The organism is Pacificispira sp. (assembly GCF_965228185.1).
Taxonomy (GTDB): Bacteria; Pseudomonadota; Alphaproteobacteria; order UBA8366; family Aestuariispiraceae; genus Pacificispira.
This window is the reverse complement of record NZ_CBDDHE010000008.1, coordinates 649,536-676,236: the sequence shown is the minus strand read 5'-3', so window position 1 is coordinate 676,236 and position 26,701 is coordinate 649,536. Positions and strand designations below refer to the sequence as shown.

The 26,701-nt window shown below is 65.4% G+C and carries 24 protein-coding genes; 13 read left to right on the top strand and 11 right to left on the bottom strand.

The window, feature by feature from the left end; genetic code table 11:
• Positions 1-30: 30 nt before the first annotated feature.
• From ACO06O_RS17960 to ACO06O_RS17950, 3 genes are read right to left on the bottom strand one after another with little or no spacing between them, the layout of a single operon-like run.
• Positions 31-1,230, bottom strand: a complete 1,200-nt coding sequence (locus ACO06O_RS17960) for a pyridoxal phosphate-dependent aminotransferase (RefSeq protein WP_421882918.1) — start codon at positions 1,228-1,230, stop codon at positions 31-33.
• Between the two features lie 60 nt (positions 1,231-1,290).
• Positions 1,291-2,274 carry an alpha/beta hydrolase gene (locus tag ACO06O_RS17955; protein WP_421882914.1) on the bottom strand — a complete coding sequence of 328 codons (984 nt, stop codon included), beginning with the start codon at positions 2,272-2,274 and terminating at the stop codon, positions 1,291-1,293.
• A gap of 12 nt (positions 2,275-2,286) precedes the next feature.
• The gene (locus ACO06O_RS17950; RefSeq protein WP_421882910.1) at positions 2,287-3,288 is read right to left on the bottom strand and encodes an ABC transporter ATP-binding protein; all 1,002 of its coding nucleotides are present in this window, start codon (positions 3,286-3,288) and stop codon (positions 2,287-2,289) included.
• 231 nt (positions 3,289-3,519) lie between these two features.
• Here ACO06O_RS17950 and ACO06O_RS17945 point away from each other — a divergent pair, with 231 nt between their 5' ends.
• Entirely contained in the window at positions 3,520-3,714 is a 195-nt protein-coding gene (locus ACO06O_RS17945; protein ID WP_421882906.1) for a zinc-finger domain-containing protein, read from the top strand.
• 15 nt (positions 3,715-3,729) lie between these two features.
• On the opposite strand, the gene ACO06O_RS17940 is transcribed toward ACO06O_RS17945, so the two are convergent.
• Complete coding sequence (locus tag ACO06O_RS17940; protein ID WP_421882903.1) at positions 3,730-4,620, bottom strand: LysR family transcriptional regulator; 891 nt, start codon at positions 4,618-4,620, stop codon at positions 3,730-3,732.
• Between the two features lie 141 nt (positions 4,621-4,761).
• On the opposite strand from ACO06O_RS17940, the gene ACO06O_RS17935 reads away from it, so the two are divergent.
• The 4 genes from ACO06O_RS17935 to ACO06O_RS17920 all read left to right on the top strand — a co-directional run bounded on the left by ACO06O_RS17935 (position 4,762) and on the right by ACO06O_RS17920 (position 8,970).
• Complete coding sequence (locus tag ACO06O_RS17935) at positions 4,762-5,223, top strand: (2Fe-2S)-binding protein (protein ID WP_421882901.1); 462 nt, start codon at positions 4,762-4,764, stop codon at positions 5,221-5,223.
• A 3-nt stretch (positions 5,224-5,226) separates the two neighbouring features.
• Complete coding sequence (locus ACO06O_RS17930; RefSeq protein WP_421882899.1) at positions 5,227-7,428, top strand: molybdopterin cofactor-binding domain-containing protein; 2,202 nt, start codon at positions 5,227-5,229, stop codon at positions 7,426-7,428.
• Between the two features lie 135 nt (positions 7,429-7,563).
• Positions 7,564-8,085 carry a redoxin family protein gene (locus tag ACO06O_RS17925; protein ID WP_421882897.1) on the top strand — a complete coding sequence of 174 codons (522 nt, stop codon included), beginning with the start codon at positions 7,564-7,566 and terminating at the stop codon, positions 8,083-8,085.
• A 15-nt stretch (positions 8,086-8,100) separates the two neighbouring features.
• A complete protein-coding gene (locus tag ACO06O_RS17920; RefSeq protein WP_421882894.1) occupies positions 8,101-8,970 on the top strand; it encodes an HpcH/HpaI aldolase/citrate lyase family protein in 870 nt (289 codons plus the stop codon).
• Here the strand turns inward: ACO06O_RS17920 and ACO06O_RS17915 are convergent.
• From ACO06O_RS17915 to ACO06O_RS17905, 3 genes are all read right to left on the bottom strand, one after another.
• Entirely contained in the window at positions 8,967-9,407 is a 441-nt protein-coding gene (locus ACO06O_RS17915; RefSeq protein WP_421882891.1) for a VOC family protein, read from the bottom strand. The genes ACO06O_RS17920 and ACO06O_RS17915 overlap by 4 nt on opposite strands.
• A gap of 86 nt (positions 9,408-9,493) precedes the next feature.
• Positions 9,494-10,315 (bottom strand): helix-turn-helix domain-containing protein, encoded by an 822-nt coding sequence (locus ACO06O_RS17910; RefSeq protein ID WP_421882888.1) that lies wholly within the window; start codon positions 10,313-10,315, stop codon positions 9,494-9,496.
• 157 nt (positions 10,316-10,472) lie between these two features.
• Complete coding sequence (locus ACO06O_RS17905) at positions 10,473-10,664, bottom strand: hypothetical protein (RefSeq protein ID WP_420418932.1); 192 nt, start codon at positions 10,662-10,664, stop codon at positions 10,473-10,475.
• Positions 10,665-10,812: 148 nt separating this feature from the next.
• Between ACO06O_RS17905 and gcvA the strand changes: the two genes are divergently transcribed.
• Positions 10,813-11,748 carry a transcriptional regulator GcvA gene (gene gcvA, locus ACO06O_RS17900; RefSeq protein ID WP_421882884.1) on the top strand — a complete coding sequence of 312 codons (936 nt, stop codon included), beginning with the start codon at positions 10,813-10,815 and terminating at the stop codon, positions 11,746-11,748.
• Between the two features lie 253 nt (positions 11,749-12,001).
• Here gcvA and cobN read toward each other — a convergent pair whose 3' ends face one another.
• From cobN to fabA, 4 genes are all read right to left on the bottom strand, one after another.
• Positions 12,002-15,766 carry a cobaltochelatase subunit CobN gene (gene cobN, locus ACO06O_RS17895; protein WP_421882881.1) on the bottom strand — a complete coding sequence of 1,255 codons (3,765 nt, stop codon included), beginning with the start codon at positions 15,764-15,766 and terminating at the stop codon, positions 12,002-12,004.
• Between the two features lie 41 nt (positions 15,767-15,807).
• Positions 15,808-16,620: an enoyl-ACP reductase FabI gene (locus ACO06O_RS17890; RefSeq protein WP_420418929.1), complete on the bottom strand. Its 813-nt coding sequence runs from the start codon at positions 16,618-16,620 to the stop codon at positions 15,808-15,810.
• A gap of 8 nt (positions 16,621-16,628) precedes the next feature.
• Positions 16,629-17,852 (bottom strand): beta-ketoacyl-ACP synthase I, encoded by a 1,224-nt coding sequence (gene fabB, locus ACO06O_RS17885; protein ID WP_421882878.1) that lies wholly within the window; start codon positions 17,850-17,852, stop codon positions 16,629-16,631.
• Positions 17,853-17,930: 78 nt separating this feature from the next.
• Entirely contained in the window at positions 17,931-18,476 is a 546-nt protein-coding gene (gene fabA / locus ACO06O_RS17880; protein WP_420418927.1) for a 3-hydroxyacyl-[acyl-carrier-protein] dehydratase FabA, read from the bottom strand.
• 606 nt (positions 18,477-19,082) lie between these two features.
• Here fabA and ACO06O_RS17875 point away from each other — a divergent pair.
• The 7 genes from ACO06O_RS17875 to ACO06O_RS17845 all read left to right on the top strand — a co-directional run bounded on the left by ACO06O_RS17875 (position 19,083) and on the right by ACO06O_RS17845 (position 26,629).
• Positions 19,083-19,727: a winged helix-turn-helix transcriptional regulator gene (locus tag ACO06O_RS17875; RefSeq protein ID WP_421882875.1), complete on the top strand. Its 645-nt coding sequence runs from the start codon at positions 19,083-19,085 to the stop codon at positions 19,725-19,727.
• Complete coding sequence (nusG, locus tag ACO06O_RS17870; protein ID WP_421882872.1) at positions 19,724-20,227, top strand: transcription termination/antitermination protein NusG; 504 nt, start codon at positions 19,724-19,726, stop codon at positions 20,225-20,227. Before ACO06O_RS17875 ends, nusG begins: the two co-directional genes overlap by 4 nt.
• A gap of 65 nt (positions 20,228-20,292) precedes the next feature.
• A complete protein-coding gene (locus tag ACO06O_RS17865; RefSeq protein ID WP_421882868.1) occupies positions 20,293-21,297 on the top strand; it encodes an MraY family glycosyltransferase in 1,005 nt (334 codons plus the stop codon).
• The gene (locus ACO06O_RS17860) at positions 21,282-22,199 is read left to right on the top strand and encodes an NAD-dependent epimerase/dehydratase family protein (RefSeq protein ID WP_421882865.1); all 918 of its coding nucleotides are present in this window, start codon (positions 21,282-21,284) and stop codon (positions 22,197-22,199) included. The genes ACO06O_RS17865 and ACO06O_RS17860 overlap by 16 nt, the downstream gene beginning before the upstream one ends.
• Before the next feature lie 46 nt (positions 22,200-22,245).
• Positions 22,246-24,216 (top strand): polysaccharide biosynthesis protein, encoded by a 1,971-nt coding sequence (locus tag ACO06O_RS17855; protein WP_421882862.1) that lies wholly within the window; start codon positions 22,246-22,248, stop codon positions 24,214-24,216.
• Between the two features lie 52 nt (positions 24,217-24,268).
• A complete protein-coding gene (purH, locus tag ACO06O_RS17850) occupies positions 24,269-25,825 on the top strand; it encodes a bifunctional phosphoribosylaminoimidazolecarboxamide formyltransferase/IMP cyclohydrolase (protein ID WP_420418921.1) in 1,557 nt (518 codons plus the stop codon).
• Between the two features lie 12 nt (positions 25,826-25,837).
• Positions 25,838-26,629, top strand: a complete 792-nt coding sequence (locus ACO06O_RS17845) for a helix-turn-helix domain-containing protein (RefSeq protein ID WP_421882859.1) — start codon at positions 25,838-25,840, stop codon at positions 26,627-26,629.
• The last annotated feature ends 72 nt before the right edge of the window (positions 26,630-26,701 follow it).

Genomic DNA, 26,701 nt, shown 5'->3' with positions numbered 1-26,701 from the left:
GCTATCGCAGGAACGCTATTCAGGCCGATGTCAGCCCCCCGCGACGATCTTCCGCGCGAAACGGTCGATCCGGGTGCAGGCCTCACGCAGCATTTCGGCTTCGGCGACGAGGCCCAGGCGGATATGGCCCTTGGCGCTGGGGCCGAAGGCACCGCCGGTCATGACGCCGACCTCTTCCTCATCCAGCAGCCGGGCGGCGAAATCGAAATCGCCCAGGCCTGTCGGGCGCACGTCGACCATGGCGAACATGCCCGCCGACGGGCGGCGCAGGACCAGGCCGGGCGTATTGCCCAGCGCCCCCATGACGATATCGCGCTTGCGGTGATAATCGGCCAGCATGGCCAGCCGGTCCTCCTCCACGCCGGGCAGCGGGGTTTCGGCCAGCGCGGCGGCCGCGGCCTCCTGAATGAAGGGCGCGCTTCCATACAGCATGCAGCAGGCGAAATCGCTCAACAGTTCGGAAAATTCCGGTGTCGACACGGTCCAGCCGATGCGCCAGCCGCTCATCCGGTGGGATTTCGACAGCGACCCGATGGTCACCGTGCGCTCGGCCATGCCGGGCAGGGTGCAGGGCGCGACATGCTCCCCGTCATACAGGAAGTCGACATAGACCTCGTCCGAGATCAGCCAGAGATCGTGGCGCTTACACAGATCCGCGACCGCCTCCATCACCGAGCGCGGATAGACGGCGCCGGTCGGGTTGTTCGGGCTGTTGAGCAGGATGACGCGGGTCTTGTCCGTCACCGCCGCTTCCAGCCGGGCCGGGTCGAGGACGAAGTCGGATTCCGGATCGGTCTTGACCGCGACCATCTTCGCGCCGCTGGCCTGGGTCACGCCGGGATAGGTCGCGTAATAGGGTTCCGGCACGATCACTTCGTCGCCGGTATCGGTCAGGCACATCAGCGTAGCGAACAAGGCGTTCTGCGCACCGGAAAACAGACAGCAGGCCTCTGGCGCGACCGTCTGGCCGGTCAGGGCCTTGTGCCGCCGGGCAATCCCTTCCTTTACCGCCGGGGATCCGGTCAGTGCGGAGTAATGATGCAGGCCTTGGTCCAGCGCGTCCTTTGCCACCTGGACCAGCGCCGGGTGGGTCGTCGCGGTCCGGTCCTCGCCGACCGACAGCACGATGATCGGCTGGCCCGCCGCGTGGCGCGTGACGGCCCGGCGATGGATTTCCCAGGCCTTTTCTCCCATCCCGCCGACCCGATCGGCGATCCCCGAAAAACGCATGACTGTTACCCTTGTTCAGAATGCCGGAACCGGCGGCGCGCAAGACGGCGGCAACTTCCTTCAATTCTTCGGGGCGGGCAAGTCCGATGCGATCTCTTCGCGGCCCGACGGCAAGGGCGCGGCCGGGTTCTTGGCGAAAACCGCGATATCGGCGATGACGCGGTCGGCGTTCAAGTCGCGGGTCAGCATGTGAAAGCCGGTGTCATAGATGGCCAGACGCCAGCCCGCGCCGGGGGTCAGTCGCGCCACCACCGCCTCCATGGCGTAACCCGGCAGAATGTCCTCGTTCAGCCCATAGAGGATCAGCGTATCACCGCCCAACGCGGGCACCCCGTCATAGGCCCGGTCCATCAGCCCGACCAGACCGTGTACCGCGTCGATCCGCGTGCGCCGGATCATCAGCGGATCGCGGCTAATCGCGCGCAACACCTCGATATTGTCGGTCGGCCGCCGCCGGATATGCGGCGCGATTTCCAGCCAGGGCAGGGTATGGGCCATCAGCGCCAGCGGCCAGCGCTGCCACCAGGGCATGACCGCCCGACCCCAGACGGCGGGGGCGGACAGGATCACCCGGTCGATGTCGGGCTTGGGCAGGCTGGGATCGGTCAGCGCCGCGATGACCACCGCGCCGCCCATGCTCTCCCCCAGCACCGCGACGGGCAGGCCGGGGTGACGCAGCCGTAGCAGACGGACAACGGTCTGCAGATCGGCGGCCAGCGCCAGGTCGCCATGCCAAAGGCCGCGCCCCGCCGTGCGCCCGAAGCCGCGCTGATCATAGGCATAGACCGCCATCCCGCGCGCCGCCCATTCCGGCGCGGCGCTTTCGAAGGCGCGGGAATAATCGTTGAACCCATGCAGCGCCAGCAGCACCGCCTCCGCCTCGCCGTCGGGCATTGCCGCCCGATAGGGCAACCGATACCCGTCCGCCATGACGAAGGCATCCGCCTCCATCCCCGCAGACCCCGCCACCGGCCCCAGCCCCTCGACCCTGGGCGTGCAGGCGGCGAGGAGACAGAACAGCGGGACGAGGATGAAGCGCCGCATCGGTGCCCCGGGCTAATCCCGGCTGCTGCGGGTGATCTGCAGGAAGATGTCTTCCAGGTCCGTCTCTTCGGTCGACAGGTCGTGGATCGTCAGCCGCGCTTCGTTCAGGGCGGCGATGATTTCGCCGGCGGTCATGGCGGAGGGGCGGTAGGCGATGGTCATGACCGTCGGGCCGCCGGCCGGGCCATCCTGCTGGATTGCCGGGTTCAGCTTGCGCAGCGGTTCCGGGATGTCGGTCAGGGTTTCCTTGACCGTGACGCGCACGGTCTTGGCGTCCAATTGGCCCAGCAGGCTGCGCTTGTCGTCATGGGCGACCAGCTTGCCATGGTTGATGATGGCGATCCGGTCGCACAGTTCCTCGGCCTCTTCCAGGTAATGCGTGGTCAGCAGCACGGTCGTCCCGCGCTTGTTCAGGGCCACGACATTTTCCCAAAGCTGCTGGCGCAGTTCGATATCGACCCCGGCGGTCGGCTCGTCCAGCACCAGGACGGGCGGATCGTGCACCATGGCCTTGCCGATCAGAAGCCGCCGCCGCATGCCGCCGGACAGGGTCCTTGCATAGGCGTCGCGCTTGTCGGTCAGGCCGATCATGGCCAGGATTTCTTCGGTCCGGCGCTCGGACGACGGCACGCCGTACAGACCCGCCTGCACGTCCAGCATCTCTTCCGGGGTGAAGAACGGGTCGATGTTCAGTTCCTGAGGCACGACGCCGATGGAGGATTTCGCCATGCGCGGATTGTCGGCGACGTCATAGCCCCAGACCTTCGCGCTGCCGGCGGATTTGACGACCAGACCGGCCAGGATGTTGATGAAGGTCGACTTCCCCGCGCCGTTCGGGCCCAGAAGGCCGAACAGGCTGCCGCGCGGAATCTGCAGATCGACATTCTCCAGCGCCCGTTTCTCGGCGGTCTTGCCCTGGCTGCGATAGACTTTGGACAGGCCCTTCGCCTCGATCGCGAAATCCGGGTCGGTCATCACGCGATCGTCGGCGCGTGTTTCAGAGTCCAGCGGCATGCTGCGTCGGTCCTCGTTTCGGTTCCCTTGGCCGCCGCATCGGACTTGCGCGGATGGGGTAGGCTGGGTCATAACGGCTGTGTGGCGTCGCGACGCCGTGAGCCCCCTAGATAGGGCCATGGGCCATCGGGGGCAAGCGCTGACGCGGAAACGCATTTATGCCGAGACGCCGAAAGCCCGGTACAGGGGCGCGGTGTCGGCGTTGGAGCCTTGGTGAGAAGGACCGGAAGAATGGGTGTGCCGTCGATCGACGAACCGGAAACCGTAACCGTCGAGACCAGCCGCGTGAGCTGCGATGGCGGCGGCGGGGCGCTGGGTCATCCGAAAGTCTATCTGCAGATCGGGCCGAGCCGCCGGGTCGATTGCCCCTATTGCGACAAGCGCTTTGTCCTGAAGGACGGCGTGCCGCTGGGCGGGCACCACTAAGCCCCGATCAGAGTTTCAGCACGTCCTTTGCCGTATCGATGAAGGCGCGCAGCTTCGGGCTGCGCGAGGCGCGTTGCGGGAAGTACAGGAAGAAGCCGGCTTCTCCATCACGCTGTCCTGCAGGATCTCGACCAGGCGGCCGTCGGCAATTTCTTCGCGCAACAGCGGTTCGTAGACATAGACGATGCCGAAACCGTCCAGGGCGAGCTGGCGGGCGTAGGATACGTCATTGACCACGATCGATCCCTTGACCTCGATCGAAACTTCCTCGCCGCCATCCTTCAGATACCAGTCGAACAGCGTCTCCGACTTGGACTTGCGATAGGTGATGCAATTGTGATCCTGCAGGTCCGAGACCCGGACCGGGGTGCCATGCCGCTGCAGATAGGATGGCGCGGCGACCAGCGCGGTGCGGAATGGCGGGGTCAGGCGGATCGCCACCATATCCTCCGCGATCATCCCGCCAAGCCGAACGCCGGCATCGAACCCGTCCGCGAAGATATCGACGTTGGAATTCTCGCAATAGACCTCGATCCGCAGATCCGGATAGCGGTTGGTCATCTCGCGCACCACCCGGTCGATACACAGGGCGATCGTCGGCGACGGAATGTTCAGGCGCAGAAGTCCGGTAACCCGTCCATTGGCCGCCCGGGCCCGGTCGACCGCGTCCGCGATGTCCGATGCCGCCGGTGCGGTGGCGGCGACAAAATCGCGGCCGGTTTCGGTCAGGGACACGCTGCGGGTCGTGCGCGTGAACAGCGGCAGGCCCAGGCGATCCTCGACCGACCGGACGGCATGGCTCACCGCCGACGGGCTCATGGACAGCTCTTTGGCCGCCGCGGCGAAGCTGCGGCTGCGGGCGACGGCCAGAACGGCCGGCAGATGAATCAGGATGTCTCGGTCCATTCGTGAACCATATCGAATAATGTAATCGATTTGAACGATGTTGTTTGGGGGAGGGCCGGTCACCACTTGCCGTTAGGAGGCCAAATGGGGGCGCGCGTCCCGCGTTGCAATCCATCGGCACAGAAATCAGGGGACGAAATCATGATCAAATTCACGCTCAACGGGGCGGAACAGACCTTGGATGTCGATCCGGACATGCCGCTGCTCTGGGCCCTTCGCGATCATGCCGGTCTGACCGGCACGAAGTTCGGTTGCGGTCTGGCGCAGTGCGGTGCCTGCACGGTTCATGTCGACGGATATCCGACCCGGTCCTGCCAGACCTTCGTCGGCGACGTCGAAGGCGCGTCGGTCACCACGATCGAAGGCGTCGGCGACGACAAGGTCGCGGCGACCGTCCAGACGGTCTGGGCCGAAATGGACGTGCCGCAATGCGGCTACTGTCAATCCGGCCAGATCATGTCGGCCGTCTCGCTGCTCAGCGAAACGCCGAAACCCACGGATGAAGACATCGACGGCGCCATGTGGGGCAATCTCTGTCGCTGCGCGACCTATCAGCGGATCCGCGCGGCGATCCACGAAGCCGCCCGCCGGTTGGAGGCCTGATCCATGCTTGCACACACTCTGCAATCCATCGCCCAACGCGCCACGGACACCAAGCTGTCGCGCCGCGGATTCCTTTTGGCCGCGGCCGCCACGACGACCGGGCTCGCCGTCGGCTTCCGGCCCGCTTCGGCCGACACGGCGGCAAAAGCGGCTGTCAGCCCGTTCGAAAGCTATGTCGAAATCGCCAAGGACGGGTCGGTGACGGTCCTGTCCTCGCAGTTCGACATGGGGCAGGGGGCCTATCACGGCCTCGCCACTCTGGTGGTCGAGGAACTGGGCGTCGGTTGGGACCGCGTGTCGGTTCAGGGCGCCTATGGCAATGCGGCGCTCTATGGCAATCTGGCCTGGGGCGGCGCGGCGCAGGGGACCGGCGGCTCGACCTCCATGGTCAGTTCCTGGCAGCGCTATCGCCAGGCCGGCGCCGCGGCGCGGGAAATGCTGAAAGCCGCCGCCGCCGAAGCCTGGGGCGTGCCGGCATCCGAAATCACCGTGTCGGACGGCCTGCTGTCCCATGCCGGATCGGGCCGCAGTGCCGATATCGGCGATTTCGCGGAAGCGGCCGCTTCTCAGCCGGTTCCGGCAGAGGTCGCGCTGAAGGACCCGTCGGACTGGACCCAGATCGGCAATACCGATCTGCGGCGGTATGACCGTGTCGGCAAGACGCGCGGCGAACAGGATTTCACGCTGGATGTCCGCCTGCCGGGCATGTTGACCGCGGTCATGATCCATCCGCCGAAATTCGGCGCGACGGTCGCGTCCTTCGACGCCGCCGAAGCCAAACAGTCGCCGGGCGTCGTCGATGTCGTGGCCATCCCGCGCGGTGTCGCGGTGGTCGGCCGGGACATGTGGTCGGCGCTGAAAGCCCGCGATCTGGTCGCGGTCGAATGGGACGAAAGTCAGGCCGAAACCCGGGGTACGGACGAAATCCTGTCGGAATATCGTGCCTTGGCCGATCAGGCCCCGGCGGCGATGGCGCGCAATGACGGCGATGTCGCAACCGCCCTCGCCAATGCCGACAAGGTCCTGGAAGCCAGTTTCGAATTCCCCTTCCTGGCCCATGCGGCGATGGAACCGCTGAACGCCGTTGCCCACATGAATTCTGATGGAATTCTGGAAATCTGGGGCGGTCATCAATTGCCGGATCTTTACCAGTACCTGGCGGCGGTCACGGCGGACATCGACCCGCAGAAGGTACGGCTTCACATCATGAAGTCCGGCGGCGGGTTCGGTCGCCGCGCGGTCGCCGACGGCGATGTGGTCGTCGAATCCGTGGCCATCGCCAAGGCCATCGGCTGGCAGGCCCCGGTCAAGGTGCAATGGACCCGCGAGAACGACATGCGCGGCGGCCGATATCGCCCGGCCTATGTCCACAAGCTGCGGGCCGGGCTGGATGCCGACGGCAAGCTGATCGCCTATGAGGATCACATTGTCGGCCAGTCCATCGTCAAGGGCACGCCGTTCGAGTCCGCGCTGGTCCATAACGGCGTCGACCATACCTCGGTCGAAGGGGCGTCGAACCTGCCCTATAAGGTGCCGAACCTGTCCGTGGGTCTGACGACGACGGATGTGAAGGTTCCGGTCCTGTGGTGGCGCTCGGTCGGATCGACCCAGAACGCCTATGCGGGCGAGGTCTTCATCGACGAGGTGGCGGAAGCCGCCGGGGCCGACCCGGTCGAATTCCGCCTGGGCCTGCTGACGGACAAGCCCCGTCATGCCGAAGTCCTGCGTCTGGCGGCGGAAAAGGCCGGCTGGGGCAAACCCCTGCCCGAAGGCCGGCATCACGGGGTCGCCGTGCATGAAAGCTTCGCGTCCTTCGTCGCCCAGGTGGCGGAGGTCTCCGTCGACGGCGGCGATATCCGGGTGCACCGGGTCGTCTGCGCAGTCGATTGCGGCACCGCGATCAATCCGGACACGATCCGGGCGCAGATCGAAGGCGGGATCGGTTTCGGCCTCGGCGCGATCATGAGCGAGGAAATCACCCTGACCGGCGGCGAGGTCGATCAGGGCAATTTCGACAGCTATGAGCCGCTCAGGATCGATGCCATGCCGGAGGTCGAGGTGCATATCGTCCAAAGCGATGCACCGCCGACCGGCGTCGGGGAGCCCGGTGTTCCGCCGATCGGCCCCGCCGTCGCCAACGCGGTCTTCCGGGCGACCGGGCGTCGCCTGCGCATGTTGCCCTTCCGCAAGGGTATGACGGCCTGACCGTTCCGGAGCACCTGTGAAAATCGGGGCCGCATTCCATCGGGATGCGGCCCTTTTTCATGTCTGCGATTAACGAATCTTTAGCGCTTGGTACGCCAATATCCCCTGGGTGATTCAGGATAAGGGGCAGGACTAATGAATATCGGTGAGGACATACCCTCCGCGCATGTTGCGATACTGGACAACGATCTTCCGGTATCTTTCGACATCCGCAATCTGTTGACCGGGCACCGATGTCTGATCATCGGGGCACCGCAGGCCTTCACACCGATCTGTTCCAAGACCCATGTGCCGGAAATCGCCTGTGACCTGGAACGCTATCGCGCTTTGGGGTTCGACCGATTCCTGGTCATCGCGCCGGACAACCCTTGGACCATGAAAGCCTGGCAAAGACATTTCCCCGAGGCGGAGGAGTTCATCTTCCTGTCCGACGGAAATATGGATTTCGTGCGGACCTGCGGCCTGACCGAACGCTGCGCGGGTCTGTTCCTGGGCGAATGTTCGAAACGCTATGTCATTCAGACCACCGGGACACGTATCGAACATATCGATGTCGAGGAGTCGGTGCTTGTGGTCAGCCGCACCGGATCACAGGCACAATTGCACTCGCTGGTCGATACCGAATCGGATTCCATGTTCGAAATCGTGGACGCCTGATCGGAACTTCAAATCATGGCCATTCGCCCGCCGCATCTGCGCCGAAGCTGGCTTTTCACCGGCGGCGCGGATCGGGACACCCAATTGCGTGCCGGTGCCAGCGGTGCCGATGTCGTCATCCTGGAACTGGAAGATTTCACCCGCCCGGCGCAGCGTCCCGCTGCCCGCGCCCTGGCGGCGGAGCTGTTTCCGGCCTGGCGCGCGGCGGGGGCGGTTGCGGCCGTTCGGGTCAATCCGCTTGCAGGGGACGGCATGGACGATCTACGGGCCGTGCTGCCCGCCGGGCCGGACGTGGTCATGCTGCCCAAGGTCGATGGGCCGGAACGCATTCATGAACTGGCCCAGGCGGTTGATAGTATCGCCGGCGGCCGGGCGGCGGTGGAACTGGTGCCGAATGTCGAACTGGCACGCGGCCTGATGCAGACCTTCGATGTCGCGCAGGCCGATCCGCGCGTCACCGCCTGCCTGGTCGCATCCGAGGACATGGCCGCCGATCTGGGCGCGGAGAGAGGGCGCGACGGGACCGAGCTTCTCTATGTCCGCCAGCGCTTCCATCTGGAATGCCGCGCGGCGGGTGTGGTTTCGATCGACTGCCCCTATACCTATACCGATCTGGACGGATTGGAGGCGGAAACGCGGCATGCAAAGCGGTTGGGCTATACCGCCAAATCGCTGGTCCGGCCGGATCATGTCGGTCCGATCCACGAGGTCCTGACCCCATCGCCCGACGCCCTGGATCAGTCGCGCCGGATCGTCGACGCTTTCGACCGGGCCGAGACCGCCCATGTCGAGCTGGACGGTGTCATGCTGGAACTGCCCATGATCTCCAACGCGCGGCGCCTTCTGGCCCGGGCGGCCGAATTCGACGCCTGGGCCGGCCGTTAGCCTGTCATCATTGCGGTGTAGCGGCGCTGCATTTCGTCCGGAGTCACGTCCTCGATGCTGTGGCCGATATTCCAGCGGTGACCGAACGGATCGATGACGCAGCCCGACCGTTCGCCATAAAACCAATCCTGGGCCGGGGTGGCGACGGTCGCGCCCGCCGCCTCTGCCTTTGCGATGGTCGCATCGGCGTCGTCGACATGGATATGCAGTGTGACGGAAGTGCCGCCGACGCTGGGCGGCGCCTGGATTCCGTATTCGGGGAACTCCTCCGAGATCATCAGCACCATCCCGCCGAAGCGCATTTCGGCATGGCCGATGCGGCCGCCCGGCTCGGTCAGGCGGAATTCCTCCTCCGCCCCGAAGGCATCGCGATAGAAGGCGATGGCGGCGGCGGCGTCGCGGACATGGATATAGGGAAACAATTCGTGGATCGGCATGGCGGCCCTCGTTCTGAACGGTCGGTATCCCGAACCATAGCGGCCAGTCGATGCGTCGTATTGTAAGTTTTGTTCCGGTTCTGCCGTTAGTCCGGCATCGGCAGATGATGCGCGGCGGCCGGTCCTAGCCGGCGATAGGCGCCCGGCGTGAGTCCGGCGATGGCCCGGAATTCATGCTGAAAATGCGCCTGATCCGCGAAACCGGCGGCATAGGCGATGTCGGCCAGATCCGCCTCCTCACCATCCGCCAACAGGGTCAGTGCCGCGCGGAAGCGGATCAACCGCTGATAGCGCTTCGGCGTCAGGCCGACCGAATCCCGGAACAGGCTGTCGAACCGTTTGCGGTTCAATCCGCTTGCCGCCCTCAACAGGCCGATCCGCGCATCCGACGACAGGGCGCCCAGGGTTTGGGCAATGGCGGGATGCAGACCAATGGGGCGCGGCGTCAGCCTTTGCATCAGGAACGCTTCGAACGCCGCCAGCCGCGCCGTCTCGCCCGTACAGGCGGCGATACGGTCGACAAGCCGTGCCGTGGCCGACGATCCCCAGACATCCTGCAAGGGGATATGGCGTTCGGCGAGGTCGGAGGCGGAGACGCCGAACAACAGCGGCGCCACGCCGGGCCTCAATAATGCGCCGACGCTGGGGCCGCCGCCGTCCAGAAATTTGACATAGTGTCCGCTGCGCGGCCCGCCGATAACCGCATTGGAAAGGATCTGGGGCGCGGTGGGATCCGTTGGCTCCGCGATCCGGAACGGTGCGCCGCCGATGCGGATGGCCAGGTGGCATTGACCGGTCGGCAGCACGGCCTCACGCCGGATCCGCCCGGTCCCGGGACGCGCCGGGGCGGCCCAGATCACCTCGATCAGGGAACGCAGCATGGGATGCGGCGGTCGGGACAGGGTCATGGCAGGCTCGTTTGGTGTTATTCCCCAACTTAGACACCAGTCCCCCGCTTGTCGAAGTTCCAACGAAAAAGGGCCGAAACCGATCTTGGGTTCCGGCCCTTTCCCGAGGGGGGCGATAAACGGGGATACACAAACAGGGGTTAATCGGTCCCGGCGTTTAGCTGGCTTCCAGCCAGCGGCCTTCGAGCGTCCGGGCACTGTCGGGCCGGCCCCAGCGCAGCAGGCTGGCGAACCGGTCCTGCGTGCTGTTCAGGGACTGCCAGAATGCGAAGGCCGTGGCCTCGTTCCGCGAGCGCAGGGCATGGCTTCCAGGGATTTCGGACAGGGTATGATAGGGCGTCAGGAACATGGGGATACTCCTTCAAATCCGGGTTTCCGAGGGGAAGCGCGACCGGCGGTGACGCTTCATCTGTACGTAATCTGGGGTATCCCGTGAGGCTTCACAAACGAGTAAATTTCTGACTATAAGTAAGTTCAGATTACTTATGAGAGGCGCCATGCCACGCAATTTGCCGCCCCTTGCCGCGTTGCGCGCCTTTGAGGCCGCGGCCCGGCATCTGAGCTTCAAATCCGCCTCGGAAGAGTTGCGGGTAACCCCCGCCGCGATCAGTCAGCAGATCAAGACGCTGGAGGATTATACCGGGGTGAAGCTGTTCCGGCGTCTGACCCGGGCCCTGGCCCTGACCGAGGCGGGGAAGCAGGCGGCGCCCGAAGTCTCCGCCGCGTTCGATCAGTTGGAGGACGCCTATGTCATCATGCGCAGCGGCGGCCGGGCGGGGCCGTTGACGGTCAGCCTGCCGCCGTCCCTGGCGTCGAAATGGCTGGTGCCGCGCCTGGGCCGGTTTCACGAGCGTCATCCCGAAATCGACCTGCGCATCGATGCCAATACGCGTCTTGTCCAGTTCGACAAGGAGGCGATCGACATGGCGATCCGGTTCGGCATGGGCAGCTATCCCGGCCTGAAAGGGGAACCCCTGTTCCAGACCCGGACGCTGCCGGTCTGCAGTCCGAAACTGACGAAGGGGGCGAATGCGCTCAAGCATCCGGCCGACCTTAAGAATCACACCTTGATCCATCTTCAGGAGACCGGGGCGGCGGCCATGGAGGATACCTGGGCCATGTGGCTGCGGGCGGCCGGAATCGACGATGTCGATCCGACGCGCGGTCCCCGCTTCAACACCTATTCCCTGCTGATCGACGCGGCCCTGGCCGGCCATGGGGTGGCGCTGGTGGAATATGTCTTCGCGGATGAGGAACTGACGAGCGGCAAGCTGGTGCAGCCCTTCGCCGATGTGCCGATCCTGAACGCCAATCTGGGCTATCACGTCGTCTATCCGCCGCATCACGCGGACGATCCCCGGCTGCAGGCGTTCCGGGCCTGGCTGTTCGAGGAGCGCGACCGGACCCTCAACATTACCGTGCCGGGGCGGTGATCCTGGACGCCTAACTCCCCAAAGCGAGCGGGGGCCCCTGAAAGGAGCCCCCGCCGGGTTTCGCGCTTTGCATGAACGCGTCGTTTTGCTGGATCCCTGACCCACCGGCCGTAGTGAGTGGGGTCCGTCCACCGCATCGGTTTTGCGGCGGATGCTGCACCGTCGGAGTCTCACCGACCGCGTGAGGAAAAGTGTCGCGCCGATATGACCCTTGAGTCAATGGGGTCATCTCGTGCCGCGAATTCGCACCGCACTAGCGGGCTAAGCGATTTTCCGGATTGGCGATTTCGGCCAGGACGGGGCCGGTATCGTTGCGCCGCGATGTCCAAAGGCCGCGCCTTTCTGCTTCCTGCAGTCGGGCGGCGATGTCGGTCAGGGCGTCCGGGTTGGTCCGTTCCAGGAAGGCGCGAACCTCCTCGTCCATCAGATAGGCCTCGAACACCGCGTCGAAATGGTGGTCGGACACGGCCCGTGCCGTTGCGGCGAAGGCGAACAAATAGTCGACCGTGGCGGCCATTTCGAAAGCGCCTTTGTAGCCATGGCGCATGACGCCCTGGATCCATTTCGGATTGACCACGCGGGCGCGCACGACCCGGCCGATCTCGTCTTCCAGGCTGCGGACTTTCGGGCTTTCCGGACGGCTGTGGTCGTTGTGATAGACCGGCACCTTGCCGCCGGACAGGGTTCGGGCGGCGACGGCCATGCCGCCTTCGAACTGGTAATAGTCGTCGCTGTCCAGCAGGTCGTGCTCGCGGTTGTCCTGATTGTGCAGGATGGCCTGAACCCGGCCCAGGCGGCGTTCGAACCCGGCGCGGTCGGCCGCGCCCTCCTTGCCGGCGCCATAGGCGTATCCGCCCCAGGCCAGATAGGCGTCGGCCAGATCGGCCTCGGTCGTCCAGCCCTTCTCGTCGATCAGGGCCTGTAATCCCGCACCATAGGCGCCGGGCTTCGATCCGAAGATGCGCGAGCCGGCGCGCGCCGCCGCGCTGTCCGCGTCAACGCCGTCTGCGATCAGGCTCGCCGTCTCCTGACGTACCCCGGCGGCCAGCGGGTTGACGTCCTCCGGCTCATCCAGCGCCGCGACGGCCCGGGCGGCGCTGTCCACCAGATCGATCAGGCCGGGGAAGGCATCGCGGAAGAAGCCGGAAATGCGCAAGGTCACATCGACGCGCGGCCGGTCCAGCATGTCGGCGGGCAGGATTTCGAACCCCGTGACCCGGCGCGATGCGCTGTCCCAGGTCGGCCGCACGCCCATCAGCGCCAGGGCCTGGGCGATGTCGTCGCCCCCAGTGCGCATATTCGCGGTGCCCCAGCAGCTCAGCGCCAAGCGTTTGGGATAGTCGCCATGTTCCTGGGCATAGGTTTCGACCAGCAACTGCGCGGATTTCCATCCCAAGGTCCAGGCGGCTGGGGTGGGCACGGTGCGGGTGTCAACGGAATAGAAGTTGCGGCCGGTCGGCAGCACATCGGGGCGGCCCCGCGTCGGAGCGCCGGAGGGACCGGGTGCCAGGAACCGGCCGTCCAGCGCGGTCAGCGCCCCGGTAAGTTCGGCGTTGCCGCTGTCGGTCACGGTGGTGCGCAATGGGCCGTTCAGCCAGGCCAGCACTGCGGCGCTGGCGGGGCCGGGGGCTTCTTTCCGTCCCAGTACCAGAAGCCGGGCCAGGCTCTCCAGCCGTTCGACGGTATCGCCCAGGCTGCGCCAGGGGGCGCTGTCCAGGGCCGCCAACGCATCCGGGCGCGGGCCGGTCCAGGCGTCGCCCATGACACAATCCAGCGGATCGAATGCCGGATCGAAGCCGAAATCCCGCGCCAGGGCGCGGATCAAGGAGGCGTCGCCGCTTTCGCCCTTGCCGCGCGGCACCCGGGCCAGCGCGACCAGAAGATCGGTCAATCGATCGCCGTCCGGTGCCCGGCCGAAGATATGCAGCCCGTCGCGGATCTGCATTTCCTTCAACTCGCACAGGTAATTGTCCAGCTTGGCCAGCGCCTGTTCCTCGTCATCGCCGGTATCGATGCCGCAATCGGTGGCCAGGCCGATCCGGTGCGTCAGGTCCAGGATGTCGCGCTTCAGCACCTTGATGCGGCGCGGATCGGTGCCGGCGGCCTCGAAATATTCGTCGACCAGCAGTTCCAGATCCTTCAGCGGTCCATAGCTTTCCGCACGGGTCAACGGCGGCGTCAGATGGTCGACGATCACCGCCTGGGCCCGGCGCTTGGCCTGTGTGCCCTCGCCCGGATCGTTGACGATGAAGGGATAGATATGCGGCAGGGGGCCGAAGACGGCCTCGGGATAACACGTCTCGGACAGGGCCACGGCCTTGCCCGGCAGCCATTCCAGATTGCCGTGCTTGCCCATATGCAGGACGGCCTGGGCACGGAAGGACCAGCGCAGCCAGGCATAGAAGGCCAGATAGCCGTGCGGCGGCACCAGATCCGGGCTGTGATAGGTCGCCTGCGGATCGATGTTATAGCCGCGTGCGGGCTGTAATCCGATCGCCAGCTTGCCCAGCCGGAAGACCGGCAGCGCGAAACGGCCGCAATCGACCTCGCCGGGGCGGAAGAACGGATCCTCTTCCGGCGCGCCCCAGCGCTCGGTCACGGCATCCTGGACAGGTTGCGGCAAGTCGCCGAAGAAAAGCTGATAGTCGGCCAGCGACAGGGATTCCCGCTCCTCGCGGCCCTGGTTTGTCGCGTTGGTCGGGCCGGCCTTCAGATGTGCGATCAGGGCATCCCCATCGTCGAATCCGCCCTCGATGGCATAGCCGGCTTGTTTCATCGCCTCGATCAGGGCGATGGTCCCCGCGGGCGTGTCCAGCCCGACGCCGTTGCCCAGCCGTGCATCCCGGTTCGGGTAGTTCGCGAAGACCACGGCGACCCGCCGCTCCGCGACCGGTGTGCCGCGCAGGGCGAGCCAGTTGGCGGCGAGCTGCGCGACGAAACGGCACCGATCCGGGACCGGCTCATAGGTAACGATATCCGCCTGGGTCAGCGGATCGCGCCGGGCCGCGCCCTTGAAGCTGACCGCGCGGCTGAGGATACGGCCGTCGACCTCCGGCAGGGCGACATTCATGGCGATGTCGCGGGCCGACAGGCCGCGCGTGCCCTCGGCCCAGGCGTCGCGATTCCCGCCGGAAAAGACGACCTGCAGAACCGGGCAGTCCTGCCCGTCGAACGGCGTTTCGACCCGCGCCGCACCGGGAACCGACAGCGCGAAGCCGGTACCGTTCAAAACGATCCCCGCCCCACCGTCGGCCAGCAGGCCGCGCACGGTGTCGGCGGCGACCGGGTCTTTCAGGCTGGCGGCATAAACCGGCAGCGCATCCACCCCGGCGGCGTCCAGGGCATCGATCAGGGTATCGATGACCGCCGTATTGGCCGCCTGGAAAAGCGCGCGATAGAAGACGATGGCGGCGACCGGGCGTCCCTTGGTGCGGGGCAGATCAGCCAGATCCGGCAAGTTGCGGCCCGGCCAGTACAGGCCGGCGCGCAGCAGCGGTGCCGGCTCCCGCCATTCGGCGTCGCGGTTCAGCAGGGTCGCGGCATAGGCCAGCAGATGCTCCGCATTGTCGATGCCGCCCTGCACGAAATACTGCCACAGGCGATGGACCGTATCGCCGGGCAGGCTCGACAGACCGTGCAGTTCCGCATCCGGCTGATCGTCGCCGGGCAGCCAAGCCAGGGCGATGTCCTTCTTGCGGCACAGGGCCGTGACTTCGTCGACGCCGTAAGACCAGTAGCCGCGCCCGCCCAGCAGGCGGCCGATCACCAGCTTGGCCTTCGACAGGGTCTCTTCGAGATACAGGTCGACGGAATAGTTATGGCCAAGATGCAGCAGATTGGCGCAGCGCAGCGTTGGGGCATCGGGATCGGCGGCCAGGCGGCGTTCCTGGGCGGCGGCCAGACAGGCGATTTCCGTGTCCGCGGCGGTCAGGATGACGATGTCGGCCGGATCTTGCCCCAGATCGACGGCTTCCGATCCGTCGTCGATCCCGCCCGGCGTTGCCGCTAACAGGTGCATGAGGGACCTCTACTGCAGGCGGGCGGGTAGGCGAAAGAAAATCAGTCTTCGACCGAAGGCTCTTCGCCGCCCGGAATGGCCATGCCGATCAGGTGATAGCCGCTGTCGACAAAGTGCACTTCGCCGGTGACCCCGGCCGACAGGTCGGACAGCAGGTACAGGCCGGAATTCCCAACCTCTTCCAGCTCGATGTTCCGGCGCAGCGGCGACGACTTGCCCTGCCAATTATAGGTGAAGCGGGCGCCCGCGATGGCCGATCCGGCCAGGGTGCGCATCGGTCCGGCGGACAGCGCATTCACGCGCACGCCGTTGCGGCCCAGATCGACCGCCAGATAGCGCACCGACGCTTCCAGGGCGGCCTTGGCGACGCCCATGACGTTGTAGGACGGCATGACCCGCTGTGCGCCCTCATAAGACAGGGTCAACAGGCTGCCGCCGTCGCGCATCAGGGGTTCCGCTGCCTTGGCGACCGCGGTGAAGGAGAAGCAGGAAATGTCCAGCGTATGCCGGAAATTGTGCCGCGTCGTGTCGACATAGCGGCCCTTCAGTTCTTCCTTGTCCGAATAGGCGATGGCGTGGACGACGAAATCGACGCCGTCCCAGACCTTGCCCAGTTCCTGAAAGGCGGACTGGATGCTGTCGTCATCGGACACGTTGCAGGGCAACAGCGCTGCGGCGTTCACGCCCGCGGCCAGCGGCTTCACCCGTTTCAGGAACGCGTCGTTCTGATAGGTGAAAGCCAGTTCGGCCCCGTGCTTATGGCATGCTTCGGCAATGCCCCAGGCGATCGAATGGTGATTCGCCACGCCCATGATAAGGCCGCGCTTGCCGGCCATGAGTTTCTTCGCGGTCATGTCTCGGCTCAGTCCGCGTATTTCCGGAAAGCCAGCGTCGCATTGGTGCCGCCGAAGCCGAAACTGTTCGAAATCACAAGGTTGAGGTCGATATCGTCGATCCGCTCCCGCGCGATCGGGACGTCGCCCAGTTCCTCGTCCAGGTCGTCGATGTTGATCGACGGGGCGATGAAGTTGTTGTTCATCATCAGGATCGAATAGATCGCTTCCTGGACACCCGTCGCACCCAGCGAATGGCCGGTCATCGACTTGGTCGACGAGATCGTCGGAATATTGTCGCCGAAGACTTCGCGGATCGCCTCGATCTCGCGGGAATCGCCGATCGGGGTCGACGTGCCGTGGGTGTTGATATAGCCGACCGGCTCGTTCAGACCCTGCAGCGCCAGCTTCATGCAGCGCACCGCGCCTTCGCCCGACGGCTGAACCATGTCGTAACCGTCCGAATTGGCGCCATAACCGACGATTTCGCCATAAATCTTGGCGCCGCGCGCCTTGGCGTGTTCCAGCTCTTCCAGAACGACCACGCCGCCGCCGCCGGAAATGACGAACCCGTCGCGGTTCTTGTCATAGGCGCGGCTGGCCTTGGTCGGATCGTCGTTATAGCCGGAGCTGAGCGCGGGCATGGCGTCGAACAGGACCGACAGGGTCCAGTCCAGCTCCTCGCCGCCGCCGGCGAAGACGATGTCCTGCTTGCCCCATTGGATCAGTTCCGCGCCGTTGCCGATGCAATGCGCGCTGGTCGAGCAGGCGGACGAGATCGAGTAGTTGTAGCCCTTGATCTTGAACGGCGTCGCCAGGGTCGCCGAATTGGTCGACGACATGGCGCGCGGCACCATGAAGGGGCCGACGCGTTTTGCGGATTTCTCGCGCGCCGTATCCCAGGACCACAGCATGTTCTTGGTCGACGGTCCGCCGGACCCCATGATCAGGCCGGTGCGGTCGTTGGAAATTTCCGATTCCGTCAGGCCGGCATCGGCGATCGCCTGGTCCATCGCGATATAGTTATAGGCCGCACCATCGCCCATGAAACGCAGCAGTTTCTTGTCGATATGCTCTGCGACATCGATGTTCGGCTTGCCATGCACATGGCTGCGGAAGCCGCGCTCGGCATATTCTTCGCTGAAGCTGATCCCGCTGCGGCCTTCGCGCAGGGATTCCAGCACTTCATCCTGACTGTTCCCGATGCAGGACACGATGCCCAGCCCGGTGACAACGACACGCCGCGTATTCATGGCTATCTCGCAGCTCCACCCGTTCGATATGTTTTGTATTCGCGTCTCACACCCGCATGTAGGGGCGCGGCGCGACGATTACGAGGCGTCCGCGCCTTCTGTTTGGAACAGACCGACCCGCATGTCCTTCGCTTCTGCGGCGGGTTTTCCGTCGACACGAACCATGCCGTCGGCAATCCCCATCACCAGGCGGCGCATGATGACCCGCTTCAGGTTGATTTCATAGGTGACCTTCTTGGCCGTCGGCAGGATCATGTCGAACAGTTTCACCTCGCCGACACCCAGGGCGCGACCGCGGCCCGGTGCGCCCATCCAGCCCAGGAAGAAGCCGACCAACTGCCACATGGCATCCAGGCCCAGGCACCCCGGCATGACCGGGTCGCCCTTGAAGTGGCAATCGAAGAACCAGCGGTCCGGACGGACTTCGTATTCCGCCAGGATCTGGCCTTTGCCATGCTGGCCGCCGTCTTCGGTGATCTGGGTGATGGCGTCGATCATCAGCATCGGCGGCAGCGGCAATTGCGCGTTGCCCGGGCCGAAGAGCTTGCCTTTGGCGCAATCGATCAGTTCATCGTAAGAGAAGCTGCTCTGCCGCGCGGCTACGGTCGCCTGGTTTCCCGTCAAGTGTTCGCCCTCATTCCTAACAAACAACCGTCCGGCACCATCGTCTTGCGGGCCGGATAACGAATTCAACATTTCAGTCATACCGAAGATGCCCCCGGAACACAATGGATAGACGACAGCGCGTTTCGGATGTCAAACGGGGCGCAGCCCGCGCCTCTCAAGGCCTGTACGCGTGCGGCGGCGGAGTGTTGCTTGCCCGGGCTTGGTCGGCGACTTGGGCGGCGGTCTATGCCTGTGAAAGTCTTGATTTCCGCGGCCTTCGCGCGGTCTTGACCAACGGCGCCTGTTACGAAGGCGTCTGACCTGCCGGGGCGGTGGTCGAGGTATCGGGACACGGGTCCGGTCCAATTCCCGATTGGACGTCGCGTCTTTTACACGCGGATGGAAATTTGTCGCGAAGCCGCGATGTCGCCGCGGTTCGATCCGTTACGCGGGGGCACCGATTCGGGTTGGCGGCATCCGGCTTTCCTGACGGATCGAACGTGCCTTCCGGGGCGCGCCCGGTTTTCCGGGCTTGGCGGCGGCGAACGGTTTTCCAGTTGACGTTCATTGTGTGAACGCGGTAAGCGTTCGCGCCGTGAACACGAACCGGAAGCGCCGCCCGCGATGAGCGAAAAGGACACTTCGGAAGACAGTATGGCGATCACGTTGGGCCTCCTCGCCGCCGTCGAGCGAGAGGAGAGCGTGACCCAGCGGTCGCTGGCGGGCGAGCTTGGTATCGCCCTCGGCCTCGCCAATGCCTATCTGAAGCGTGCCGCGCATAAGGGCTGGATCAAGGTTCAGCAGGTACCCCCCAACCGCTATGCCTATTATGTGACGCCGCAGGGTTTTGCGGAAAAGGCACGGCTGACGGCCGAATATCTCAGCAGCTCCCTGACCTTCTTCCGCCGGGCCAAGGATCAGATCGGCGAGGCGCTGGAAGGCTTCGCTGCCGCCGACCGGCGCAAGGTCGTCCTGATCGGGGTCAGCGAGCTGGCGGAGATCGCGGCGCTGTGCCAATTGCAGATCGATGTGGAATTGGTCGGGATCGTGGATCCCAAGAGCCACAAGGACACTTTCGCCGGCCTGCCGGTGGTGCGCCGCCTGGAAGACCTGCCCGCCGCCGAATCCTACCTGATCACGGATGTCCGACAATCGCAGGAAGCCTATGACACCATGGTCGCCCGGTATGGCGCGGACCGCGTCAAGGCGCCGATGCTGCTGCATATCCGCTTGGCGGCCGCAGGGTCTTTGCCGGAGAGCGGGCCATGATGCACTGGTATGTGGTCTATACCAAGGCGGGTCAGGAACGCTTGGCGGAGGGCAATCTGCGCGCCCAGGGGTTCGAAACCTATCTGCCGCGCCTGGCATCGCGTCGGAAAGATGCGCCGCGCGGGGCAGAAGTAACGGTTCCGATGTTCTCCCGCTACATTTTCGTGCGGATCGATGTCGACGCCGCGCCGTGGCGGTCGATCAACGGAACCTTCGGCGTGTCCAACATCGTCAGTTTCGGCGAGCGACCGGCGCGGTTGCCGGACGCGGTCATCACCGAATTGCGCAGCCGCGAGGATGATGACGGGATCGTCCGCCTGCCGACGGTCGCGCCGTTCCGGCCCGGCGAATCGCTTGAGATCTCCGAGGGCCCGCTGTCCGAGGTTCGCTGCCTGTATCAGGCACGGACCTCGCAGGAACGCGGCATCGTGCTGATGTCGCTGCTGGGCCGTCAGGTGCCGGTGCGCGTTCGGCAGGAAAAACTGCGCCGCGCGTCCTGATCGCGGAACCGGCCGGACGCCGTTTCCTCTTGCCACCGTCCGACGACTGGCCCTAAACCGCTGGCATGTTGTTTTGGCTGACATACGGCCTTGTCCTGACCCTGGCCGGGATCGTGCTGACCGGGTTCACACTGTCCTGGCTCAAGCGGCGGGCAATTCTGGACGCCCCGAACGACCGGTCCAATCACGAGACCCCGACCCCGCGCGGCGGCGGTCTGGCCATCGTCGGGACGGTGCTGGCCGGTTGGGCGGCAGTCGTCGCGCTGCGCCCCGATCTGACGACAGGGCTGCATCCGGGCATTCTGTTGGCCGCGATCCTGCTATGCGGCCTGTCCTGGATCGACGATCTGCGCGGTCTTGGGGCGGGGCTCCGGCTGCCCGCGCATCTCGCCGCCTGCATCGCCGGGGTCTGGCTGCTGCCGGGTAACGGAATGGTGTTTCAGGGGCTGTTGCCGGGCTGGGCGGATTTCGGACTGACGGTTCTGATCTGGGCCGGTTTCGTCAATTTCTACAATTTCATGGACGGAATCGATGGGATCACCAGCGTTGAAACCATCGGCATCGGCACCGGGCTGATCGTCGTCGCCGCGCTGCTGCCGGCCGAGACGCTGCCTGTCGCCGGGCCGCTGACGCTGGTCGCGGCCGCGCTGGGTTTCCTGTGGTGGAATCGCCCGCCGGCGCATTTGTTCATGGGCGATGTCGGCAGTGTTCCGCTGGGCTTTCTTCTGGGCTGGTTTCTGCTGTTCCTGGCGGTGAAGGGCTATTGGCTGCCGGCCCTGCTGCTGCCGGCCTATTATCTGGCCGACGCAGGGATCACGCTGCTGCGCCGTGCCGCCCGGTTGGAAAAGGTGTGGCAGGCGCACCGGGAGCATTTCTATCAGCGGGCGGTCGCGCTGCGCCTGACACGGGGCTTGTCCCGGGCGGCGGCACATGGCCGTATTTCCGCCGCGATCGGATGCGTAAATGCGGTCCTGGTCGCGGCGGCGGCGCTGTCCCTGTCTCAGCCGTTGGCCGCAATCTGTATCGGTGTCGCGGCGGTAGGAGGTTTGTTGTGGTGGATGACCCGGTAAAGCCTGGTGCGACGGTCCTGGTGACCGGTGCGACCGGCTTCGTCGGTCGTGTCGTCTGTGCCCGCCTGACCGAAGCCGGATACACTGTCCGAGCCGTCGGACGGCACGAGGTCGGCGAAATCCATCGCGGGACGGATTGGGGTGCCGTCCTGCAAGGCTGCGATGCGGTGGTCCATCTGGCCGCCCGCGTCCATGTCATGAACGGGCCCGCCGCCGGGGAAGACGAGGACGACGCCTATCGCGAAGTCAATCTGCACGGCACCGCGACCCTGGTCCGGCAGGCGCGGTCGGCCGGTGTCCGCCGTTTCGTCTTCATGAGCACGATCAAGGTCCTGGGCGAATCGGGTGTTGAGGTCCGTCCCGACGATCCCCCCGCCCCCTATGACGCCTATGCCGTCAGCAAGACCGAGGCGGAGGCGGCGATCCACGATCTGGCGGAGGATATGGATGTCGTTATTCTGCGCCCGCCGCTGGTCTATGGACCCGGCGTCCGGGCCAATTTCGAACGGCTGATGGGGCTTGTCGCGTCCGGCTGGCCGCTGCCCTTCGCCGCGATCCGGAACCGGCGCAGCCTGATCCATGTCGGCAATCTGGCGGACGCGGTGCGCCATGCCTTGTCCTGCCGTCCCGGCACCTATCACCCGAAGGACCGGCGCGACCTGTCGCTGCCGGAACTGACGCGGCTGATCGCGTCCGGTATGGAACGGCCTTGCCGGTTGTTTCCGGTACCGCCCGCTCTGATGCGGATCCTGGGGCGGTTGACGGGCCGCCGCGCGGCGGTCTCGCGCCTGACCGAGACCTTCACATCCGACGGCTCGATGGACGGCTGGGTGCCGCCCGTCGCGACGGAAGACGGGATCGACAAGACAGCCTGGAGCTATCTGCGCCGGCACGCCCGGTGATCCGCGCCCGCTTGCGCGGAATGCGGGTCGGCGCTATACGCCACGTATGTTGGGGCCACTCCGCCATAACCGCGCGCGAATCGCCTTCGCCCACGATGTGGTGATGGCGGCGGCGTCGTTCCCGCTGTCGCTTTATCTGCGGGTTGGCGATTCCATGCCCTATTTGGCCGACCGCTATCTGTGGCAGGGCACGGCCATCTTCACCTGTATCGCGGCGGCGGTCTTTCTGTTCAGCCGCCTCTACCGCGGAATTTGGCGCTATGCGTCGATCAACGATCTGGTCGCGCTGACCCGCGCGGTGACCATCGTCATTCTGATCTTCCTGCCGCTGCTGTTCATTATCACGCGGCTGGAAATGGTCCCGCGGTCGCTGCCGATCATCAATTGGTTCGTGCTGCTGGCCATGCTGGGCGCGCCGCGCTTTCTCTACCGCCTGCTGAAAGACCGGCGGCTGGACAACATCCTGGCCGTAAACGATCCGAACCGGATGCCGATCCTGCTGGTCGGCGCCGGCGACGGGGCGGAATTGTTCCTGCGCGAAATGCAGCGCGACCGCCACTCGCCCTATCAAGTCGTCGGCATTCTGGACGAGAAGGGCACCCGCGTCGGCCGGGAAATTCACAATGTCCCGGTTGTCGGCACGTTGAACGATCTGCGCGACGTCATCACGCGGGTGCCGATTCCGCCGCGCAAACTGGTGATCACCAAAGAAAATCTGGACGGCGAACTGGTGCGCCAGGTCGTGGAGAAGGCGGAACGCCACGGCCTGAGCGTGTCCCGCGCACCGCGCCTGACGGAGCTGCGATCCGGTCTGGATTCCGACCGGCTGGCGATCCGCCCGGTCGCGGTGGAGGATCTTCTGGGCCGGCCGCAGCAGCCGCTGGACCGGGAATCCATGGCGGCATTGGTGCGCGGCCGCCGGGTCCTGGTGACCGGCGCGGGTGGAACGATCGGGTCCGAATTGGTGCGGCAGATCGCGGCGAAAGAACCGGCGGAGCTGGTTCTGTTCGATGCGTCGGAATACCAACTTTACCAGATCGACATGGAACTGGCCGAGACCCGCCCCGGCCTGAAACGGGAAGCGATCCTGGGCGATGTGCGGGACCGGGGCCGGGTCGACGAGACCATGGCGCGCCTGCGCCCGGAACTGGTGTTCCACGCGGCGGCCCTGAAACATGTCCCGATGGTGGAGGCCAATCCGGTCGAAGGTGTCCTGACCAACGCGCTGGGCAGTCGGATCGTCGCCGATGCCTGCCGCGCGGCGGGCGTCGCCTGCATGGTTCAGATCTCGACCGACAAGGCGGTCAACCCAACCAATGTGATGGGGGCGACGAAACGGATCGCCGAGGCCTATATCCAGGCCCTCGACCCGGTATCGCGGGCAGAGGGCGGCACGCGCTATGTCGTCGTGCGCTTTGGCAATGTCCTGGGGTCGACCGGGTCGGTCGTGCCGCTGTTCCAGCGCCAACTCGCGGCGGGCGGGCCGCTGACCGTCACCCATCCCGACATCACGCGCTTCTTCATGACGGTGCGCGAGGCGGTTGAACTTGTGCTGCAGGCCGCCGTCGTCGGGATGGAGGATGCCGAGGCGGCCGGTCGGATTTTCGTCCTGGATATGGGGCGGCCGGTGAAGGTCATGGACCTGGCGCACCAGATGATCCGGCTGGCCGGGCTGCAGCCCGACAAGGATATCGAAATCCGCATTACCGGCCTGCGTCCCGGCGAAAAACTTTATGAAGAGCTGCTGCATGGCGGGGAGGCGGAGCTGCCGACCCGGGCGCCGGGTATGACCCTGGCCGCCCCGCGCACCGTTGATTTGGACGCGATGCGCCGCGCGCTCGACGAACTGGAATCCGACGCCCGCGCCCGCCGCCGTAACGACGTTTTGCGGCGGATCGGTGCCCTGGTGCCGGAATACGAGGCCGACCCGGCGACGCTGGCATCCCGATCCGATCCCGAAACTGATCCAGAATCTGACTCCGAGCCGCCACTCGACATGCGGCATATCGCGGAATAGAACCGGCAACCGGCCGACATCCCGGAACGATCACGAAGGAATAGACCCCGCCATGAGCGATCATCCCATCCAACGCGCGCTGATTTCCGTTTCCGACAAGACCGGACTGGTCGAATTCGCCAAGGGGCTGGCGCGCCACAAGGTGCGGCTGCTGTCGACCGGCGGGTCGGCGAAGATCCTGAAGGAGGCGGGACTGGCGGTGACGGAAGTGTCCGACCATACCGGCTTCCCGGAAATCATGGACGGTCGGGTCAAGACGCTGCATCCGTCGATCCATGGCGGCATCCTGGCGCGCCGCGACGATCCGAAGCACCGGATTGCCATGGAAACCCATTCCATCGCGCCGATCGACATGGTCGTGGTCAATCTCTACCCCTTCGTCGAAACGGTCGCATCCGGCGCCAGCTATCAGGATTGCATCGAGAATATCGATATCGGCGGTCCGGCCCTGATCCGCGCGGCGGCAAAGAACCATGAAACGGTGACCATCGCCACGGATCCCGCCGAGTACGAAAGCATCCTGCAGGCGATGGACGAGAATGAGGGCATGACGTCGATCGAGCTGCGCCAATTCCTGGCGCGTGAGGCCTATTCCCGCACCGCCGCCTATGACAGCGCGATCGCGAACTGGTTCGGCACCCAGCAGGACGAGCTTTGGCCGAAGCGGATTTCGGTCGCCGGACGCCGGGAGATGAAACTGCGCTATGGCGAGAACCCGCATCAGCAGGCGGCGCTTTATACCCGCGCCGGCGATCACCGGCCCGGCGTCGCCAATGCCGAACAGCTTCAGGGCAAGGAACTCAGCTTCAACAATATCAACGACGCCGACGCGGCCTTCGAACTGGCCGCCGAATTCGACGAGCCGGTGGTCGTGATCGTCAAGCACGCCAATCCCTGTGGCGTCGCGACGGGCGGCACGGTGGCGGAAGCCTGGGACAAGGCACTGGCCTGCGACCCGGTTTCGGCCTTCGGCGGCATTGTCGCGGTCAACCGGTCGGTCAATCTGGACCTGGCGGAAAAGCTGAAAGAACTGTTCCTGGAAGTCGTCATCGCGCCGGAATTCGGGCCGCGCGCCCGCGAAGTCCTGGCGACGAAGCCGAATGTCCGCCTGCTGCGCACCGGCGAAATGCCCGACCCGGCGGAGAACCGGACACAGGTCCGCACGGTCGCGGGGGGACTGCTGATCCAGAACACCGACAATGGTCGGGTCGAACGGTCCGATCTGAAGGTCGTGACGGAACGCCAGCCGACCGATCAGGAAATGGCGGACATGCTTTTCGCCTGGCGCGTCGCAAAACATGTGAAATCGAACGCCATCGTCTATGCCCGCGACGGTGCCACGGTCGGTGTCGGCGCCGGTCAGATGAGCCGCGTCGACAGCGCCCGGATCGCCGCCTGGAAGTCCAAGGAACAGGCCGGGACGGAAAATTCCGTCGTGGCGTCCGATGCCTTCTTCCCCTTCGCGGACGGGCTGATGGAGGCCGTGAAGGCCGGCGCGACCGCCGCCATTCAGCCGGGCGGATCCATGCGTGACGAAGAGGTGATCCGCGCCGCGAACGAGGCCGGTATCGCCATGGTCTTCACCGGCATGCGCCACTTCCGGCATTGATGAACTGCCGCTATGCTGACCGGCGTCGTTTCCAAGGAGGCGGATGAGCCGGTGGCCGAGCGGGAGTCCAAACTGTCCTTTCGCGATTATCGCGGCGAGGTTCGGGCGCATAGCCACGGCCACCATCAGTTCGTCCTGCCGCTGCGCGGGGCGCTGGAACTGGAAGCCAGGGGTCGGGGCGGCTTCGTCGACGACCTGCGCGGGGCGCTGGTCCCGTCCGGCGATCTGCACGCCTTCATCGGTCACCGGTCCGCCCGCTGCGCCATCCTGGACGTGCCGGAAGCCGGGTCGGATCTGCTGAACGCGGCGGCGCAGGGGCGCGGCGATCCCTTCTTCTCGCTCGATCCGGCCCTGTTCCACCTGCTGCGCTTTGTGGAGGCGCGGGGCATGAATGACGGCGGGATCGAAGGTCTGCTTTTGGCGACCGCGCTGGAAAGCATCGCCGCCGGTCAGGGCAAGACCGAGCCACGCCAGTTGCGCCGCGCGATCACCTTCATGGAAGCGCAGAGCCACAAGCCCCTGACCGTGGCCGATATCGCCCAGGCGGCGGCGCTCAGCGAAAGCCGGCTCTACGATTTGTTCCGGACCTGGATCGGCGCCGGTCCGCAGGCGCATCTGACCGCGATCCGCATCCGCCGGGCCCGGGCGGCGCTGACCGGAACCAACCTGCCCATTGCCCAGATCGCCCAGGATAGCGGTTTTTCAGATCAGACTGCCTTCACCCGCGCCTTCCGGCGGCTGACCGGCACGACGCCCGCCGCCTATCGCAAAGGCCGAGAATCCGAAACCGGAGTTTCGATCTAAAAATCGGCGGCTGGGGACAAGATTTCCGCGCCGGGCCCTCCTACCTTTCGGGAAACCGAACCCCGAAAGGAT

What these genes read in the sequence shown, in the direction of transcription:
- ACO06O_RS17875 (WP_421882875.1), top strand. Translation starts at nt 19,083, where the DNA reads ATGAGCGAAAAGGACACTTCGGAAGACAGTATGGCGATCACGTTGGGC.
- ACO06O_RS17890 (WP_420418929.1), bottom strand. Translation starts at nt 16,620, where the DNA reads ATGACCGCGAAGAAACTCATGGCCGGCAAGCGCGGCCTTATCATGGGC.
- ACO06O_RS17920 (WP_421882894.1), top strand. Translation starts at nt 8,101, where the DNA reads ATGGCCATTCGCCCGCCGCATCTGCGCCGAAGCTGGCTTTTCACCGGC.
- ACO06O_RS17915 (WP_421882891.1), bottom strand. Translation starts at nt 9,407, where the DNA reads ATGCCGATCCACGAATTGTTTCCCTATATCCATGTCCGCGACGCCGCC.
- ACO06O_RS17845 (WP_421882859.1), top strand. Translation starts at nt 25,838, where the DNA reads ATGCTGACCGGCGTCGTTTCCAAGGAGGCGGATGAGCCGGTGGCCGAG.
- gcvA (WP_421882884.1), top strand. Translation starts at nt 10,813, where the DNA reads ATGCCACGCAATTTGCCGCCCCTTGCCGCGTTGCGCGCCTTTGAGGCC.
- cobN (WP_421882881.1), bottom strand. Translation starts at nt 15,766, where the DNA reads ATGCACCTGTTAGCGGCAACGCCGGGCGGGATCGACGACGGATCGGAA.
- ACO06O_RS17955 (WP_421882914.1), bottom strand. Translation starts at nt 2,274, where the DNA reads ATGCGGCGCTTCATCCTCGTCCCGCTGTTCTGTCTCCTCGCCGCCTGC.
- ACO06O_RS17865 (WP_421882868.1), top strand. Translation starts at nt 20,293, where the DNA reads ATGTTGTTTTGGCTGACATACGGCCTTGTCCTGACCCTGGCCGGGATC.
- nusG (WP_421882872.1), top strand. Translation starts at nt 19,724, where the DNA reads ATGATGCACTGGTATGTGGTCTATACCAAGGCGGGTCAGGAACGCTTG.
- ACO06O_RS17940 (WP_421882903.1), bottom strand. Translation starts at nt 4,620, where the DNA reads ATGGACCGAGACATCCTGATTCATCTGCCGGCCGTTCTGGCCGTCGCC.
- ACO06O_RS17925 (WP_421882897.1), top strand. Translation starts at nt 7,564, where the DNA reads ATGAATATCGGTGAGGACATACCCTCCGCGCATGTTGCGATACTGGAC.
- fabB (WP_421882878.1), bottom strand. Translation starts at nt 17,852, where the DNA reads ATGAATACGCGGCGTGTCGTTGTCACCGGGCTGGGCATCGTGTCCTGC.
- purH (WP_420418921.1), top strand. Translation starts at nt 24,269, where the DNA reads ATGAGCGATCATCCCATCCAACGCGCGCTGATTTCCGTTTCCGACAAG.
- ACO06O_RS17945 (WP_421882906.1), top strand. Translation starts at nt 3,520, where the DNA reads ATGGGTGTGCCGTCGATCGACGAACCGGAAACCGTAACCGTCGAGACC.
- ACO06O_RS17855 (WP_421882862.1), top strand. Translation starts at nt 22,246, where the DNA reads ATGTTGGGGCCACTCCGCCATAACCGCGCGCGAATCGCCTTCGCCCAC.
- ACO06O_RS17960 (WP_421882918.1), bottom strand. Translation starts at nt 1,230, where the DNA reads ATGCGTTTTTCGGGGATCGCCGATCGGGTCGGCGGGATGGGAGAAAAG.
- ACO06O_RS17910 (WP_421882888.1), bottom strand. Translation starts at nt 10,315, where the DNA reads ATGACCCTGTCCCGACCGCCGCATCCCATGCTGCGTTCCCTGATCGAG.
- ACO06O_RS17930 (WP_421882899.1), top strand. Translation starts at nt 5,227, where the DNA reads ATGCTTGCACACACTCTGCAATCCATCGCCCAACGCGCCACGGACACC.
- ACO06O_RS17905 (WP_420418932.1), bottom strand. Translation starts at nt 10,664, where the DNA reads ATGTTCCTGACGCCCTATCATACCCTGTCCGAAATCCCTGGAAGCCAT.
- ACO06O_RS17950 (WP_421882910.1), bottom strand. Translation starts at nt 3,288, where the DNA reads ATGCCGCTGGACTCTGAAACACGCGCCGACGATCGCGTGATGACCGAC.
- ACO06O_RS17935 (WP_421882901.1), top strand. Translation starts at nt 4,762, where the DNA reads ATGATCAAATTCACGCTCAACGGGGCGGAACAGACCTTGGATGTCGAT.